This window comes from Polynucleobacter sp. AP-Feld-500C-C5, assembly GCF_018882265.1.
Taxonomy (GTDB): domain Bacteria; phylum Pseudomonadota; class Gammaproteobacteria; order Burkholderiales; family Burkholderiaceae; genus Polynucleobacter.
In genome coordinates this window covers 176,684-190,391 of sequence record NZ_JACVOW010000020.1, presented here as the reverse complement: position 1 = coordinate 190,391, position 13,708 = coordinate 176,684, and the positions used below count along the sequence as shown (strand labels likewise).

Sequence of the window (13,708 nt, the reverse complement as noted above, 5' to 3'; positions counted from 1 at the left end):
ACAAGACTAGTAACACTATGACTTTTGACCGCCGCATTTTCAATTTCGCTGCGGGGCCTGCTACTTTGCCCGAAGAGGTGTTAAAGCAAGCGGCTGATGAAATGCTCAATTGGCGTGGACTGGGCACCAGTGTGATGGAAATCAGCCATCGCAGTAAAGAGTTCATGGAAGTGTATGAAGAGGTGTTGCGAGATTTGCGTACCTTGATGAATATTCCAGATGCTTACGAAATCTTGTTATTGCAAGGTGGCGGGCTTGGTCAAAACGCAGCTATCCCAATGAACCTCATGCCTCTGGCTAAGAATGGTCCGAAGGCGGATTACATTGTTACTGGTATATGGTCAGAAAAATCCTATAAAGAAGCCCAGAAGTACGGCATAGCCAATCTGGCTGCAACATCTGCTGCAGAAAAGTTCAATACGATTCCTTTAAGAAGCACTTGGAAACTATCGAATGATGCTGCTTATGTTCTTTACTGTGCTAATGAAACCATTGGTGGTGTTGAGTTTCCAGATGTGCCGGATGTTGGTAGCACTCCTCTCGTTGCCGATATTTCTAGCAACATTCTCTCTAAAGAGATGGATATCAATCGGTGTGCTGTATGGTTTGCTGGAGCCCAAAAGAATATCGGTCCTTCCGGGGTCACCATCGTGATCATCCGTAAAGACTTAATCGGACACAGCATGAGTATTACTCCAACGATCTGGGATTGGGCTATTCAAGCTAATACCCAATCTATGATTAATACTCCGCCGACATTCTCGATTTACATGGCTGGTTTAGGCTTTAAGTGGTTGTTAAAGCAAGGTGGCGTGAAGGTAATTGAGAAGCGTAATCAAGAAAAGGCTGAATTGCTCTACAACTTGTTAGATCAAAGCAGTCTGTATGAAAACCGCGTCACCAAAGAATACCGCTCACGGATGAACGTGACTTTCTTCTTAAAAGATGAGAACCTGAACGCAGAGTTTTTGGCGCAGTCTAATGCTGCTGGTTTGGTTGCTTTGCGAGGTCACAAAGCCGCTGGTGGTATGCGCGCTAGTATTTACAATGCAATGCCCATTGAAGGTGTAAAAGCCTTGATTGAATTTATGCGCGATTTTGAAAGGCGGGCTTAATGAGTACTGAAGAACAGCGCTTAGCTCCCTTGCGGGAAAAAATTGATTCGCTCGATGCGCAGATTTTAGATTTACTGACTCAGCGTGCTAAAGCTGCACAAGAGGTTGGTCATGTAAAAGGCGGCTTCTCCTCTCCAGTCTTTCGTCCTGAGCGTGAGCGTCAGGTAGTTGCTCGCTTACAGGAGATCAATCAGGGTCCTTTACTTGCAGATGGTATTGCTGCCATCTGGCGTGAAGTGATGTCTGCCTGCAGAGCGCTAGAGGCGCGCCAAACGATTGCTTACCTTGGACCAGTCGGAACTTTTTCAGAGCAAGCAGCGCAGACCTACTTCGGTCATTCGATTGCTGCTTTGCCTTGCGCAAGTTTGGATGAAGTTTTTAAAGCGGTTGAGAAGGGCGCGGCGCAATTTGGCGTTGTTCCAGTCGAGAACTCGAGCGAAGGTGCGATCTCTCGCACACTAGATTTACTATTGGATTCATCGATGCGTATTAGTGGCGAAGTGGTATTACCTATTCGTCATCATTTGCTAACCAAGAGTGGTAATTTAGATGGCGTCACAACGGTTTGTGCTCATGCACAAGCATTGGCACAGTGCCAGCAATGGTTGAGTGTGCATGCTCCACAACTCAAACGACAAGCCGTGAGCAGCAATGCAGAAGCCGCTCGCTTGGCCGCCGCTGATCCAAGCGTGGCTGCAATTGCTGGCGATCCAGCTCAGGAGGCATATGGTTTGCAGGCAGTTGCTGCACAAATTCAGGACGATCCGCATAACCGTACCCGTTTTGTAGTGGTGGGTAACTATGCGTGTCAGCCAACTGGTAAAGACCAAACGTCTTTAGTGCTCTCTGTGGATAATCAACCGGGTGCTGTACATCGCTTATTGGCGCCTTTAGCAAAACATGGTGTATCCATGAATCGTTTTGAATCTCGCCCGGCACGCAAGGGCACTTGGGAATATCACTTCTATATTGATATCGCTGGCCATGCCGATGATGCAAAGGTAATCAAAGCTTTGGATGAGCTCAAGGGTGTTGCGGCTTTTTACAAGAACCTCGGCTCTTACCCACATTCTGCTTAATCGAGTTAAAGATTCAGCGCAAATTTAGTAAACACATTATTAAATTCAAATGACTTCTAAGATTGGTCTAAAACACATTCATGCCATTGCACCTTACGTTGGCGGGCGTCCCATCAGCGAGGTTGCACGTGAATATGGCTTAGATGAAAACAAGATTGTGAAGTTGGCTTCCAATGAAAATCCATTGGGTATGCCCAAGTCTGCGCAAGATGCAATGCTCAAGGCAGCAAGCGATTTAGGTCGTTACCCAGATTCCAATGGCTTTGAGTTAAAGAATGTTCTTGCTGCCTCCTTGGGTGTGCCAAGCGATTGGATTACTCTAGGTAATGGTAGTAACGACATTTTAGAGTTGGCTGCCCGCGCAGTTGCGCAAGCTGGTGATGAGGTGATCTTCTCTAAACATGCATTTGCGGTTTATCCCCTAGCTACGCAAGCTGTTGGTGCCAAGGCGTTAGAGGTGTCGGCAACTGCTACTTATGGGCACGATCTGCCAGCGATGTTAGCTGCAGTGAAAGCAGCTGGTGATAAAGCGAAGCTAGTATTTGTGGCTAATCCAAATAATCCTACAGGTAGTTATCTCAGTGCAAAAGACATTGAAGACTTCTTGATGGCTGTGCCATCACATGTAGTCCTAGTATTGGATGAGGCCTATAACGAGTACTTAACACCTGAGCAGCGGTATGACGCTATTGCTTGGGTGAAGCGTTTCCCCAATATGATTTTGTCTCGCAGTTTCTCCAAGGCATATGGCCTTGCAGGCCTACGGATTGGTTATGGCGTTGCCCAACCCCATTTAACCGACTTGCTTAACCGCATTCGTCAACCGTTTAATGTCAATAGTTTGGCGCAGGCTGCAGCGATTGCCGCGTTTCAAGACAAAGCATTTCTGCAAGAAGGTTTTGAGCTCAATTGCGCTGGTTACGAACAACTGACTAAAGCATTCGATCAATTGGGTCTTCAGTATTTGCCTTCTGCTGGCAACTTTGTCTTGGTGAAAGTGGGTGATGACGATCAAGCTGGCGCTCGTATCAATTTGGAATTACTCAAGCGTGGCATCATTGTTCGCCCAGTAGGTAACTATGGTTTGCCACAATGGCTGCGTATCTCCATCGGATTGCCAGAAGAAAATGCGGCATTTATTAATGCCTTAAAAGCGATCCTGAAGTGATAGCAAAAATCGGAATTTAAAAAATACTAATGACTATCATCAATCCTGCAAGTAATTACGGCACCGTCACCATTGTTGGTGTTGGCTTGATAGGTGCTTCATTAGGATTGGCGCTAAAAAAAGCTGGTGTGGTTACCAGAGTCTTAGGTGTCGGTCGCAGTAAAGAAAATGTAGATCAAGCGCTGAAGATGGGTGCGATCGACAGTGTGGTGGATTTAGTTGAAGCAGCCAAGCAGTCTGATGTGATTGTGCTTTGTGTTCCAGTAGCGCAAATGCGCGCAGCGTTTGAATTGATGGAGCCTCATCTTGAGCCCCGCACGATGGTTACCGATGCCGGCAGCACTAAAGGCGATGTGATTCTGGCTGCTAAAGAAGTATTAGGGAAAAAGGCGTGTCAGTTTGTACCAGCCCATCCCATTGCAGGTGGTGCTCAGCATGGTGCTAGCGCTGCCAAGGCAGATTTATTCAAAGGCAGGCAAACCATCATTTGCCCTCTACAAGAAAACTCTCCCGAAGATGCTGCGTTGATCACCGGCTTTTGGGAGTCCGTTGGTTCCGAAGTGAAAAAGATTGGTGTTGTACAGCACGATGCCATTTATGCAGCCGTTTCTCACTTGCCACACCTCTTGTCCTATGCCTTGATGGCCAGCGTAGTGAATTCTGAAGATGCTGATCAAAAGCTCGGTCATGTTGGCGCAGGCTTCAAAGATTTCACGCGCATTGCAGCTTCTAGCCCAGAGATGTGGCGAGATATTTGCTTGGGTAATCGCACTGCTATTTTGAAAGAGTTAGATCAGTATTTATTGATCGTCAATCATATGCGTAAGCTCATTGCCGAAAATGATGGTGCTGGTCTAGAAAAATTATTTAATAAGGCGAGCAAAGCCCGTCAAGATTTGGATTCCATTTGATGAGTGGTTTGCCTGATATTAGTATTGGCCCACTCAAGCAAGCACAAGGTTCGATTGTGTTGCCAGGCTCTAAGAGTATTTCAAATCGCGCCTTATTGTTGGCAGCGCTTTCTACCGGCACAACTACGCTCAAGAATTTGTTGGATGCGGATGACACGCAAGTGATGCGTAATGCTCTGCGTCAGCTTGGCCTGTCTGTCACTGATCAGGCTGATAAGGTTTGCGTAGTGGAAGGCTGTGGTGGCAAATTTCCAGTGCGCGATGCCGACCTCTTTATGGGTAATGCTGGTACAGCAATACGCCCTTTAACAGCGGCGCTAGCGATGCAAGGTGGTAACTATCGCTTATCTGGCGTTGCACGGATGCATGAAAGACCCATTCGAGATTTAGTAGATGGTTTACGTCAAGTGGGCGCGAAGATTGAATACGAATTACAAGAAGACTATCCCCCAATCAAAATCTTGGCGGCGGATATTCAGATTAAAGATGTTGTTAAGGTGCGCGGTGATGTTTCAAGTCAGTTCTTGACAGCATTATTGATGGCTTTACCTTTGGTAGCGAGCCAGCCTGTCCGAATTGAAGTCGTTGGCGAACTGATCTCCCGTCCATATATTGATATCACCTTAAAACTCATGGCGCGCTTCGGCGTGATTGTTGCTTGTCCAAATCCACAATCATTTGTCATTCCCGCAAAAACGTCTGATGTGGTTTATAGAAGTCCAGGTCAATTATCTGTTGAAGGGGATGCTTCCTCTGCTTCTTACTTCCTGGCCCTTGGTGCCATTGGTGGCGGACCTGTGCGAGTACTGGGCGTGGGTAAAGAGAGTATTCAAGGGGATGTTGCTTTTGCGGATGCGCTGGCTTTGATGGGTGCCAATATTACCGCTGGTGAAGATTGGATTGAGGTCGCTGGCGTTAAAAATGCAAACGGCAAGCTCAATGGCATCACGATGGATTGCACTGAGATTCCAGATGCTGCAATGACTTTGGCGGTAGCTGCATTATTTGCAGCAGGCCCCACTCGTTTAAATAGCATTGCCAGTTGGCGTGTCAAAGAAACCGATCGCATCGCCGCGATGGCAAAAGAATTAAAAAAGCTTGGTGCAATTGTTGAAGAAGGCGCTGACTACATTGTTGTTCAGGCGCCAGCATCATCAAATGATTGGAAGTCACCCACCGAAGGTGTTGATACCTACGATGACCATCGGATGGCGATGTGTTTCTCGCTTGCGGCGTTTGGTCCAAACGCGCTCAAGATTAATGACCCTAATTGTGTAGCCAAAACTTTTCCTACTTACTTCGCTGAATTTGCGAAAGTAGTCAGTTAATTCAAGATTGATTTTATGAGTAATTACCCAGTCATCGCGATCGATGGGCCTACTGCCTCAGGTAAGGGCACGGTTGCTGCTTTGGTGGCAGAAACGTTAGGCTTTCATTATTTGGATAGCGGGGCCTTGTATCGCCTAGTTGCCTTGGCGAGTGAACAACAGGGGATAGACGTTAAAAATGGCCCAGAATTAGGTCTTTTGGTCCCTAAGTTATTGATTTCATTTAAAAATGGGCAAATTTTCTTGAATGGTGATGGCGTGACGGACGCCATTCGTACCGAAAGTATCGGTTTGAGGGCTTCCGCCGTGGCTATTCATCCTGAGGTCAGATCAGCTTTGGTGGGTCTGCAGCGCAGTTTTCGCCAGGCCCCTGGTCTAGTGGCGGATGGTAGAGATATGGCCAGCGTCATATTCCCGGATGCAGTTTTGAAGGTTTTTTTGACTGCTACCGCCGCTGCCAGAGCGGAACGTCGCTATAAGCAATTGATAGCTAAGGGAATTTCTGCTAAACTCTCAGACTTACTGCAGGATTTGCAGGAGCGCGATGCCCGGGATAGTAGTCGAGGTACAGCACCCTTGCTAGTTGCAGATGGTGCAAAAGTGCTTGAAACGTCAGATTTATCGATAGATCAAGCAGTTAAGATGGTTTTAGATTGGTATCAATCTGCGATTGCTTAGCTTTGTAAGCAGTAAAAGTAGTGAGAAGTAAGTAGTAGTTTTGGCGTCTTGAGAAACTCCACAACGCGATTATTTCATTAGCGTGTTTCTTTAAGGCTTTTTTAACCTAACCCGTCGGGCCTTCTGACGGCACAAAGTGAATACACATGTCTGAATCATTTGCAGAATTATTTGAAGAATCATTAACCCGCTCGAATATGAAGACCGGCCAAGTTATTTCGGCTGAAGTTCTTCGCATCGACCATAACTTCGTCGTTGTTAACGCTGGCTTAAAGTCTGAAGCGTTTATTCCTGTTGAAGAATTCCATAACGACGCTGGCGAGATTGAAGTAGCTCCTGGCGATTTCGTTTCTGTTGCTATTGACGCACTCGAAAACGGCTATGGCGACACCATCCTCTCTCGTGACAAGGCTAAGCGTCTTGCATCATGGTTGAACTTAGAAAAAGCGCTTGAGCAAGCTGAGATCGTTACTGGTACTGTTACTGGTAAGGTTAAGGGTGGCTTGACTGTGATGGTGAACGGTATCCGCGCATTCTTGCCTGGATCACTCGTTGATACACGTCCAATCAAAGACACTAGCCCTTACGAGGGCAAGACCATGGAGTTCAAAGTTATCAAGCTTGACCGTAAGCGTAACAACGTTGTGTTGTCACGTCGTGCGGTGGTTGAAGCGAGCCAAGGTGAAGAGCGTGCTAAGTTGATGTCTAACTTAAAAGAAGGTTCAGTAGTTACTGGCCTCGTGAAGAACATTACGGATTACGGCGCATTCGTTGACCTCGGCGGTATCGATGGCCTCTTGCACATTACCGATTTGGCATGGCGTCGCGTGCGTCATCCAAGCGAAATGTTGACCGTTGGTCAAGAAGTTACCGCGAAGATCTTGAAGTTCGATCAAGAGAAGAACCGTGTTTCACTTGGCGTGAAGCAGCTTGGTGATGATCCATGGGTTGGTATCGCGCGTCGTTACCCACCAAATACCCGTTTATTTGGCAAAGTTACTAACTTGACTGATTACGGCGCATTCGTAGAAATCGAATCTGGTATCGAAGGTTTGGTACACGTTTCTGAAATGGATTGGACTAACAAGAACGTTGCTCCAAGCAAAGCAACTGCATTGGGTACCGAAGTTGAAGTCATGGTTCTCGATATCGATGAAGACAAGCGTCGTATTAGCTTGGGCATCAAGCAGTGCAAAGCAAATCCATGGGAAGAGTTTGCACGTTCACAACAAAAAGGCGATAAGCTTTCTGGCGCAATCAAGTCTATTACCGACTTTGGCGTGTTCATTGGCTTGCCTGGCGGTATCGACGGTTTAGTTCACCTCTCAGACCTCTCATGGAATGAGCCAGGCGAAGAAGCTGTTAAGAAATACAAAAAAGGTGATGAAGTTGAAGCCACTGTATTGGCAATTGATGTTGAGAAAGAGCGTATCTCTCTTGGGATCAAGCAATTGTCTGGTGACCCATTTAACAACTACACCTCTGTGAATGACAAAGGCGCTTTAGTCACTGGCACTGTCAAGGCCGTGGATGCTAAAGGTGCAACCATTCACTTAGCTGATGAAGTTGAAGCTTATTTGCGCGCTTCTGAGATCTCAACAGATCGTGTTGAGGATGCACGCAATGTGTTGAAAGAAGGTGATAGCGTTACTGCAATGATCATTAATATTGATCGTAAGTCACGTGCCATCAATCTTTCAATCAAGGCAAAAGACAGCTCTGATCAACAAGATGCAATGAACAAGCTCCAAGGTGATGCGCAGTCTGGCACAACCAATTTGGGCGCTTTGTTGAAAGCAAAAATGGACAATCAAGGCTAAATCAATATCGCCGCTTTCCATGAGGAGAGCGGCGGTTTTTTATTGATAGATCATGACAGATCAAGAGCAACAAGCGATTACCCGCTCCGAACTCGTGGAGAGCCTTGCGGAACAGTTCCCGCAGCTTCTGCCTAGGGATGTGGAGTTGGCAGTAAAAACGTTGTTGGACACAATGACTCAAGCATTGGCTGAGGGTAAGCGTATTGAGTTACGCGGTGTGGGAAGTTTTGTACTTCATCATCGCCCAGCACGTACTGGTCGTAATCCAAAGTCTGGCGAGAAGGTATTGATTCCAGAAAAACGCGTTCCGCATTTTAAGCCTGGCAAAGAGTTACGTGAGCGAGTAGATTACAAGCCATTAAAACAGGCGGGCCCCAAAGAGGGTTCTGGTGCCTAGTACTCTGGCTCATCCTCAGTGGTCCATACGGACCATTTTTTTATTTAGATTCTGTACGCCATGATTCAGATAGCGACATCTTGGTTATTGCTTCTGCCTGTGATGTTTGGCATTGGCTGGTTAGCATCGCGTTGGGATTTGCGCCTTGAGAATCGCATGGATGAGCGTGAGCGGATGCTGCAGCAGCGTTCTACCTTTAAGGGTTTAAGTCTCCTGCTGAATGAGCAGCCCGATCAAGCGATTGAAACATTGGTAAAGATTGCGCAATTAGATCCCGAAACGGTGGAATTGCATTTTTCACTGGGCAATTTATTTCGTCGGCGCGGTGAAACAGAGCGAGCCATTAAAGTTCATCAACATTTAGCCAATCGGGATGATTTAAAGCCCCGCGATCGTGATCACGCTGCCTATGAGTTGGGTCGCGACTTCTTGCGTGCAGGCTTACTGGATCGCGCTGAGGCATCACTCAATCGTGTTGGTGATGGTAAGTTTGCGGTCCCTGCCAAGGAAAGTCTTTTAGAGATGTATCAAGTAGAGCGTGATTGGAAAAAAGCCATCATCGCCGCTACTGAGCTTGAGGGCTTGCAAGGTAAATCGCATCAAACTGAGATTGCTCAGTTCCATTGCGAACTTGGGCAAGACGCGTTGCGTCGTAAAGACCTCACTGATACTGAACAATCGATTGAGCGCGCTCTACAAGCTGTGCCTAATCACGCACGTGCTTTGATTTTGCAGGGCGATTACTTAATGGCCTTAGAGCGTCCAGCGCAAGCTATTGAAGCGTGGAGTTTGGTTGCTGCATCTCATCCTGCCTACATGCATTTATTGGCAGATCGTTGGATGGTGGCACATGCTGCTCTAGGTAAAGAAAACGAGGGGCTTGAGCGCCTCTGTGAATTGCTGAAGACGCAAGCTTCTGGTGAGCTCTTGGATATTGTTCACAAGCAGGTCATGAAAATACGGGGCCCGCAAGCTGCTGATGCGATGTTGTCTGAAGTGATGCAGTATTCACCTAGTTTGAGTGCTTTATCTAAGTTGGCTGAGACCCGTTTGGCTTTGGAGGAGGGTAGTGCCAAACCAGAAAGAGTTTCCGAGTTGCAATCCATCCTCAATCTATTGCGTCAACGCACGACGAGTTTGGCGCGCTATACCTGCGGCAATTGTGGTTTCCGTGCCCGGAGATTTTATTGGCAGTGTCCTGGCTGTAATCATTGGGAGGCTTATTCCCCAAGGCGTTCTGAAGGTGTCGCACCTAGCGGTCCTTCCATGTAAAGATTAATGGAATCGTCATCAAGTTATAGTTCAATGATGATTGTTCAATAAACATAAGAAAAGTTGGAGCTATTTTGAAAGTTACGATCATAGGCAGTGGTTACGTAGGTTTGGTTACTGGCGCTTGTCTTGCGGAGCAAGGTAATAATATTTTTTGCCTAGACTTAGATCCGAAGAAGATTGAAATCCTCAATTCTGGTGGTGTACCCATTTACGAGCCGGGCTTAAAGGAAATGATTGAGCGCAATCGCGCTGCTGGCCGCCTGCAGTTTTCTACGGATATCGCTGCTTCTGTAGCTCATGGAGATGTTCAATTTATTGCAGTAGGCACTCCGCCGGATGAGGATGGCTCTGCTGACCTACAGTATGTTGTTGCTGCTGCGCGGAATATTGGTCGTCATATGAGCAGTGCTAAGGTGATTGTTGATAAATCTACGGTGCCGGTCGGTACGGCAGATAAAGTATCGGCAGCGATTACAGAAGAGTTAGAGAAAAGAGGTTTGTCTGCTGAACTATGCTCGGTTGTTTCGAATCCAGAGTTCTTAAAAGAAGGTGCCGCCGTAGAAGACTTTATGCGCCCTGATCGTATTGTGATTGGCACTGAAAATACCCCAGCAGGTTTGCGTGCCAAAGAGCAAATGCGCAAACTCTATGCGCCTTTTAACCGTCATCATGAGCGTACCTATTACATGGACGTCAAAAGTGCAGAATTAACAAAGTATGCTGCTAATGCCATGCTAGCAACTCGCATTTCTTTTATGAATGAATTGGCTAACTTGGCTGATTTGGTTGGTGCGGATATTGAAGCAGTTCGTCAAGGCATTGGTTCTGACTCACGCATTGGCTTTGGTTTCTTATATCCAGGTACTGGTTATGGTGGCTCTTGTTTCCCAAAAGATGTCTCTGCTTTATCAAAGACTGCCAAAGAGCACGGACGTGATCTCAAGATTTTGGATGCGGTTGAGGCAGTCAATGAGATTCAAAAGTATGTTTTAGTTGAGAAGCTTGAAAAGCGCTTCGGTAAAGATCTTTCTAAGATGAAATTTGCTTTATGGGGCCTTGCATTTAAGCCCAATACTGATGACATGCGTGAAGCACCAAGCCGAGTAATTATTCAAGAGTTGGTGAGGCGTGGTGCAACTGTGGTTGCCCATGACCCAGTAGCGATGCCAGAAGCAAAGCATTGCTTAGAGGTGGATTTCAAAGGAAATCCAGAGGGTCTCAAGAAAGTATCAATGGTTGCCGATCCAATGGCTGCTTTAGATGGTTGTGATGCACTCGTGATCGTTACCGAGTGGAAGGCATTCCGCAGTCCAGATTTTGATGCCGTTCTGCAAAAATTAGTTCACCCAATCATATTTGATGGACGTAATCTCTATGAACCACAAGCCATGGATGAGTTAGGTATTGAATACCATGGCATTGGGCGACATAATTGAGCTAAATCAAAAAATATCAAGTCTTCAAATGGAAAAAGCCAATCGCGAACAGTTTTCTAAAGCACGCCTGCTAGTAGTCGGTGACGTGATGCTAGATCGTTATTGGTTTGGTGATACGAATCGCATTTCTCCTGAGGCGCCTGTCCCAGTGGTGCAGGTGGGTAAGATTGATGAACGTTTGGGTGGTGCTGCAAACGTCGCTCGTAACGTCGCTGCTTTAGGTGCACAAACCACTATTCTCGGTATTGTTGGTCAAGACGAGCCAGGTCACCGAGTCATTGATTTACTCAAGTCTGGTGGCGTTGATAGTCAATTAGAGATTGACCCTAAAGCGCCAACGATTGTGAAGTTGCGTGTCATTGCGCGACAGCAGCAGTTAATTCGTTTAGATTTTGAAGAAACACCGAGTGAAAAAGCTTTAGCGCATAAATTAGAGCGTTTTGAGAAGTTGGTTGGCTCTGCTGACGTCGTCATCCTCTCTGATTACGGCAAAGGCGCCTTAGGTCAAGTGGCGCATATGATTGAGCAAGCTAGAGCGCAAAATAAAGTAATCTTGGTTGATCCTAAGGGCGAAGATTATGAAAAATATCGTGGTGCCACGGTCTTAACTCCAAATCGCAGCGAGTTGCGCCAAGTGGTTGGTCAGTGGACGAGTGAGGAAGACCTCACCCGCAGAGCGCAAGATCTCAGAAGATCACTTAATTTACAGGCACTTCTCTTGACGCGTTCTGAAGAGGGGATGAGTTTATATGCCGAAGCAGGTGTTAGTCATGTTAAGGCTCAAGCACGGGAAGTATTTGATGTATCGGGTGCTGGAGATACTGTGATTGCAACTCTAGCAGTTGCTTTGGCTGCGAAGTGGCCTTTAGAAAAGGCGATGGCCTTAGCCAATCGTGCTGGTGGTATTGTGGTTGGTAAGCTCGGTACTGCTACCGTTACTTCAGAGGAATTACAGTGACTATTATCGTAACTGGCGCTGCTGGTTTTATTGGGGCCAATATTGTTCAAGCGCTTAATGCCCGTGGCGAGAAAAACATCATCGCTGTAGATGATTTGCGTCCTGCTGATAAGTATCGCAACCTTGCCGATCTAGACATTATTGATTACCTTGATAAAGATGAATTTCTAGAAGCTTTTAGAAGTGGTCGGTTCGGAAAAGTAAAAGCAGTCTTTCATGAAGGTGCCTGCTCTGACACTATGGAGACTGATGGCATTTTTATGATGGCGAATAACTATCGCTACACCATGGATTTGTTGGACATCTGTACAGCGCAAAAAGTACAACTACTCTACGCCTCTTCAGCGGCTACCTATGGTGGTTCCGATATATTTGTTGAGAGTCGTGAACATGAGAAGCCACTCAATATCTATGGCTACTCTAAATTCTTATTCGATCAAGTGATGCGTAAGCGCTTTACTGAAAATGCTAATACCTCACAAGTAGTCGGTTTCCGTTACTTCAACGTCTACGGTCCCCGTGAATCGCATAAAGGCCGTATGGCTTCAGTAGCTTTTCATCAATACCACCAATACAAAGCTAACGGCCACGTCAAACTCTTTGGCGAATACGGTGGTTATGGTCCAGGCGAACAAAGTCGTGACTTTGTTTCTGTTGAAGACGTCGTCAAAGTGAATTTATTTTTCTTAGATCACCCAGAAATCAGTGGCATCTTCAATTTGGGTAGTGGTCGTGCTCAGCCATTTAATGATGTGGCACATGCAGTTGCAAATTCAATGCGCAAGCTGGATAAGGCAAAACCTGCCAGCCTACAAGAGTTGGTCAAGGAAAAAGCAATTGAGTACATTCCGTTTCCGGATGCGCTCAAAGGTAAGTATCAGTGTTTTACTCAAGCCGATTTAACAAAACTGCGCGCTGCTGGCTACAAAGAACCCTTCCTAAATGTTGAGCAAGGTGTCAGTCGTTATATCGAGTGGTTGGAGGCCAATTCTGGTTTCTTAGCCAACCCACTGTAAGCTAGTCAACCCAATACTTTTTTCTTCGTTATAAGCGATCCACGTGCACTTTGTGTCCGTGGATTTTTTGTTTACTACGGAGAATATATGACGAAAAGTTTTCATATAAGAAGTGCTGGTTTGATGAGATCTGCCTTGGTTTCTGCAGTTTTAGCAATGACTTCCCTAGGGCTTGCTAACGCTTCACCCATTAATGTCAATACAGCAACCCAATCAGAATTAGAAAGTATTAAAGGAATTGGTCCATCTAAAGCAAGAACGATTATTAGCGAGCGTACCGATGGCGGTCATTTTCAAGATGCTAATGATTTACAGAAGCGAGTCCGTGGCATTGGCATGAAATCCGTTGAAAAAATGGTGGATAACGGTTTAACTATTGAAGCCCCTGGCTCCTTTCGGGAGCCTAATGGTCGCACCAAGAAGGATGGCGGAGCCTCTGGCCGACGCAATTCGCGTCATCAAGCTGGTAGCCGCAATCAGCCGGAGCGTACGACGCCACATCGCCGAAATTAAGCCCTTCAGAGTGT

General features: G+C 46.4%; 12 protein-coding genes and 1 pseudogene. All 13 read left to right on the top strand.

The window, feature by feature from the left end; all coding sequences use genetic code 11:
- Positions 1-17 precede the first annotated feature (17 nt).
- The 13 genes and pseudogenes from serC to ICN21_RS04410 all read left to right on the top strand — a co-directional run bounded on the left by serC (position 18) and on the right by ICN21_RS04410 (position 13,694).
- Complete coding sequence (serC, locus tag ICN21_RS04470; RefSeq protein WP_216176977.1) at positions 18-1,115, top strand: 3-phosphoserine/phosphohydroxythreonine transaminase; 1,098 nt, start codon at positions 18-20, stop codon at positions 1,113-1,115.
- A complete protein-coding gene (gene pheA / locus ICN21_RS04465) occupies positions 1,115-2,194 on the top strand; it encodes a prephenate dehydratase (protein ID WP_216124919.1) in 1,080 nt (359 codons plus the stop codon). The genes serC and pheA overlap by 1 nt, the downstream gene beginning before the upstream one ends.
- A 49-nt stretch (positions 2,195-2,243) precedes the next feature.
- A complete protein-coding gene (hisC, locus tag ICN21_RS04460; protein WP_216176975.1) occupies positions 2,244-3,362 on the top strand; it encodes a histidinol-phosphate transaminase in 1,119 nt (372 codons plus the stop codon).
- A 29-nt stretch (positions 3,363-3,391) separates the two neighbouring features.
- Complete coding sequence (locus ICN21_RS04455) at positions 3,392-4,273, top strand: prephenate dehydrogenase/arogenate dehydrogenase family protein (protein WP_216176973.1); 882 nt, start codon at positions 3,392-3,394, stop codon at positions 4,271-4,273.
- Between the two features lie 8 nt (positions 4,274-4,281).
- On the top strand, positions 4,282-5,601 hold the full coding sequence (gene aroA / locus ICN21_RS04450) for a 3-phosphoshikimate 1-carboxyvinyltransferase (protein WP_216177122.1): 1,320 nt from the start codon (positions 4,282-4,284) through the stop codon (positions 5,599-5,601).
- 15 nt (positions 5,602-5,616) lie between these two features.
- Entirely contained in the window at positions 5,617-6,279 is a 663-nt protein-coding gene (gene cmk, locus ICN21_RS04445; protein ID WP_216176971.1) for a (d)CMP kinase, read from the top strand.
- A 146-nt stretch (positions 6,280-6,425) separates the two neighbouring features.
- Positions 6,426-8,099, top strand: a complete 1,674-nt coding sequence (gene rpsA, locus ICN21_RS04440; protein WP_215295463.1) for a 30S ribosomal protein S1 — start codon at positions 6,426-6,428, stop codon at positions 8,097-8,099.
- A 52-nt stretch (positions 8,100-8,151) separates the two neighbouring features.
- Positions 8,152-8,490 (top strand): annotated as a pseudogene (locus ICN21_RS04435) (integration host factor subunit beta); the annotation flags it as partial.
- 66 nt (positions 8,491-8,556) lie between these two features.
- Positions 8,557-9,768, top strand: coding sequence for a lipopolysaccharide assembly protein LapB (gene lapB, locus ICN21_RS04430; RefSeq protein ID WP_216176969.1), 1,212 nt, complete (start codon positions 8,557-8,559; stop codon positions 9,766-9,768).
- Positions 9,769-9,842: 74 nt separating this feature from the next.
- Positions 9,843-11,207 carry a UDP-glucose/GDP-mannose dehydrogenase family protein gene (locus ICN21_RS04425; RefSeq protein WP_216176967.1) on the top strand — a complete coding sequence of 455 codons (1,365 nt, stop codon included), beginning with the start codon at positions 9,843-9,845 and terminating at the stop codon, positions 11,205-11,207.
- A 28-nt stretch (positions 11,208-11,235) separates the two neighbouring features.
- Entirely contained in the window at positions 11,236-12,165 is a 930-nt protein-coding gene (gene rfaE1, locus ICN21_RS04420) for a D-glycero-beta-D-manno-heptose-7-phosphate kinase (RefSeq protein WP_216861643.1), read from the top strand.
- Complete coding sequence (gene rfaD, locus ICN21_RS04415) at positions 12,162-13,181, top strand: ADP-glyceromanno-heptose 6-epimerase (RefSeq protein ID WP_216176965.1); 1,020 nt, start codon at positions 12,162-12,164, stop codon at positions 13,179-13,181. The genes rfaE1 and rfaD overlap by 4 nt, the downstream gene beginning before the upstream one ends.
- 87 nt (positions 13,182-13,268) lie before the next feature.
- Positions 13,269-13,694 carry a helix-hairpin-helix domain-containing protein gene (locus tag ICN21_RS04410; RefSeq protein WP_216124948.1) on the top strand — a complete coding sequence of 142 codons (426 nt, stop codon included), beginning with the start codon at positions 13,269-13,271 and terminating at the stop codon, positions 13,692-13,694.
- The last annotated feature ends 14 nt before the right edge of the window (positions 13,695-13,708 follow it).

What these genes read in the sequence shown, in the direction of transcription:
- serC (WP_216176977.1), top strand. Translation starts at nt 18, where the DNA reads ATGACTTTTGACCGCCGCATTTTCAATTTCGCTGCGGGGCCTGCTACT.
- pheA (WP_216124919.1), top strand. Translation starts at nt 1,115, where the DNA reads ATGAGTACTGAAGAACAGCGCTTAGCTCCCTTGCGGGAAAAAATTGAT.
- hisC (WP_216176975.1), top strand. Translation starts at nt 2,244, where the DNA reads ATGACTTCTAAGATTGGTCTAAAACACATTCATGCCATTGCACCTTAC.
- ICN21_RS04455 (WP_216176973.1), top strand. Translation starts at nt 3,392, where the DNA reads ATGACTATCATCAATCCTGCAAGTAATTACGGCACCGTCACCATTGTT.
- cmk (WP_216176971.1), top strand. Translation starts at nt 5,617, where the DNA reads ATGAGTAATTACCCAGTCATCGCGATCGATGGGCCTACTGCCTCAGGT.
- rpsA (WP_215295463.1), top strand. Translation starts at nt 6,426, where the DNA reads ATGTCTGAATCATTTGCAGAATTATTTGAAGAATCATTAACCCGCTCG.
- lapB (WP_216176969.1), top strand. Translation starts at nt 8,557, where the DNA reads ATGATTCAGATAGCGACATCTTGGTTATTGCTTCTGCCTGTGATGTTT.
- rfaE1 (WP_216861643.1), top strand. Translation starts at nt 11,236, where the DNA reads ATGGAAAAAGCCAATCGCGAACAGTTTTCTAAAGCACGCCTGCTAGTA.
- ICN21_RS04410 (WP_216124948.1), top strand. Translation starts at nt 13,269, where the DNA reads ATGACGAAAAGTTTTCATATAAGAAGTGCTGGTTTGATGAGATCTGCC.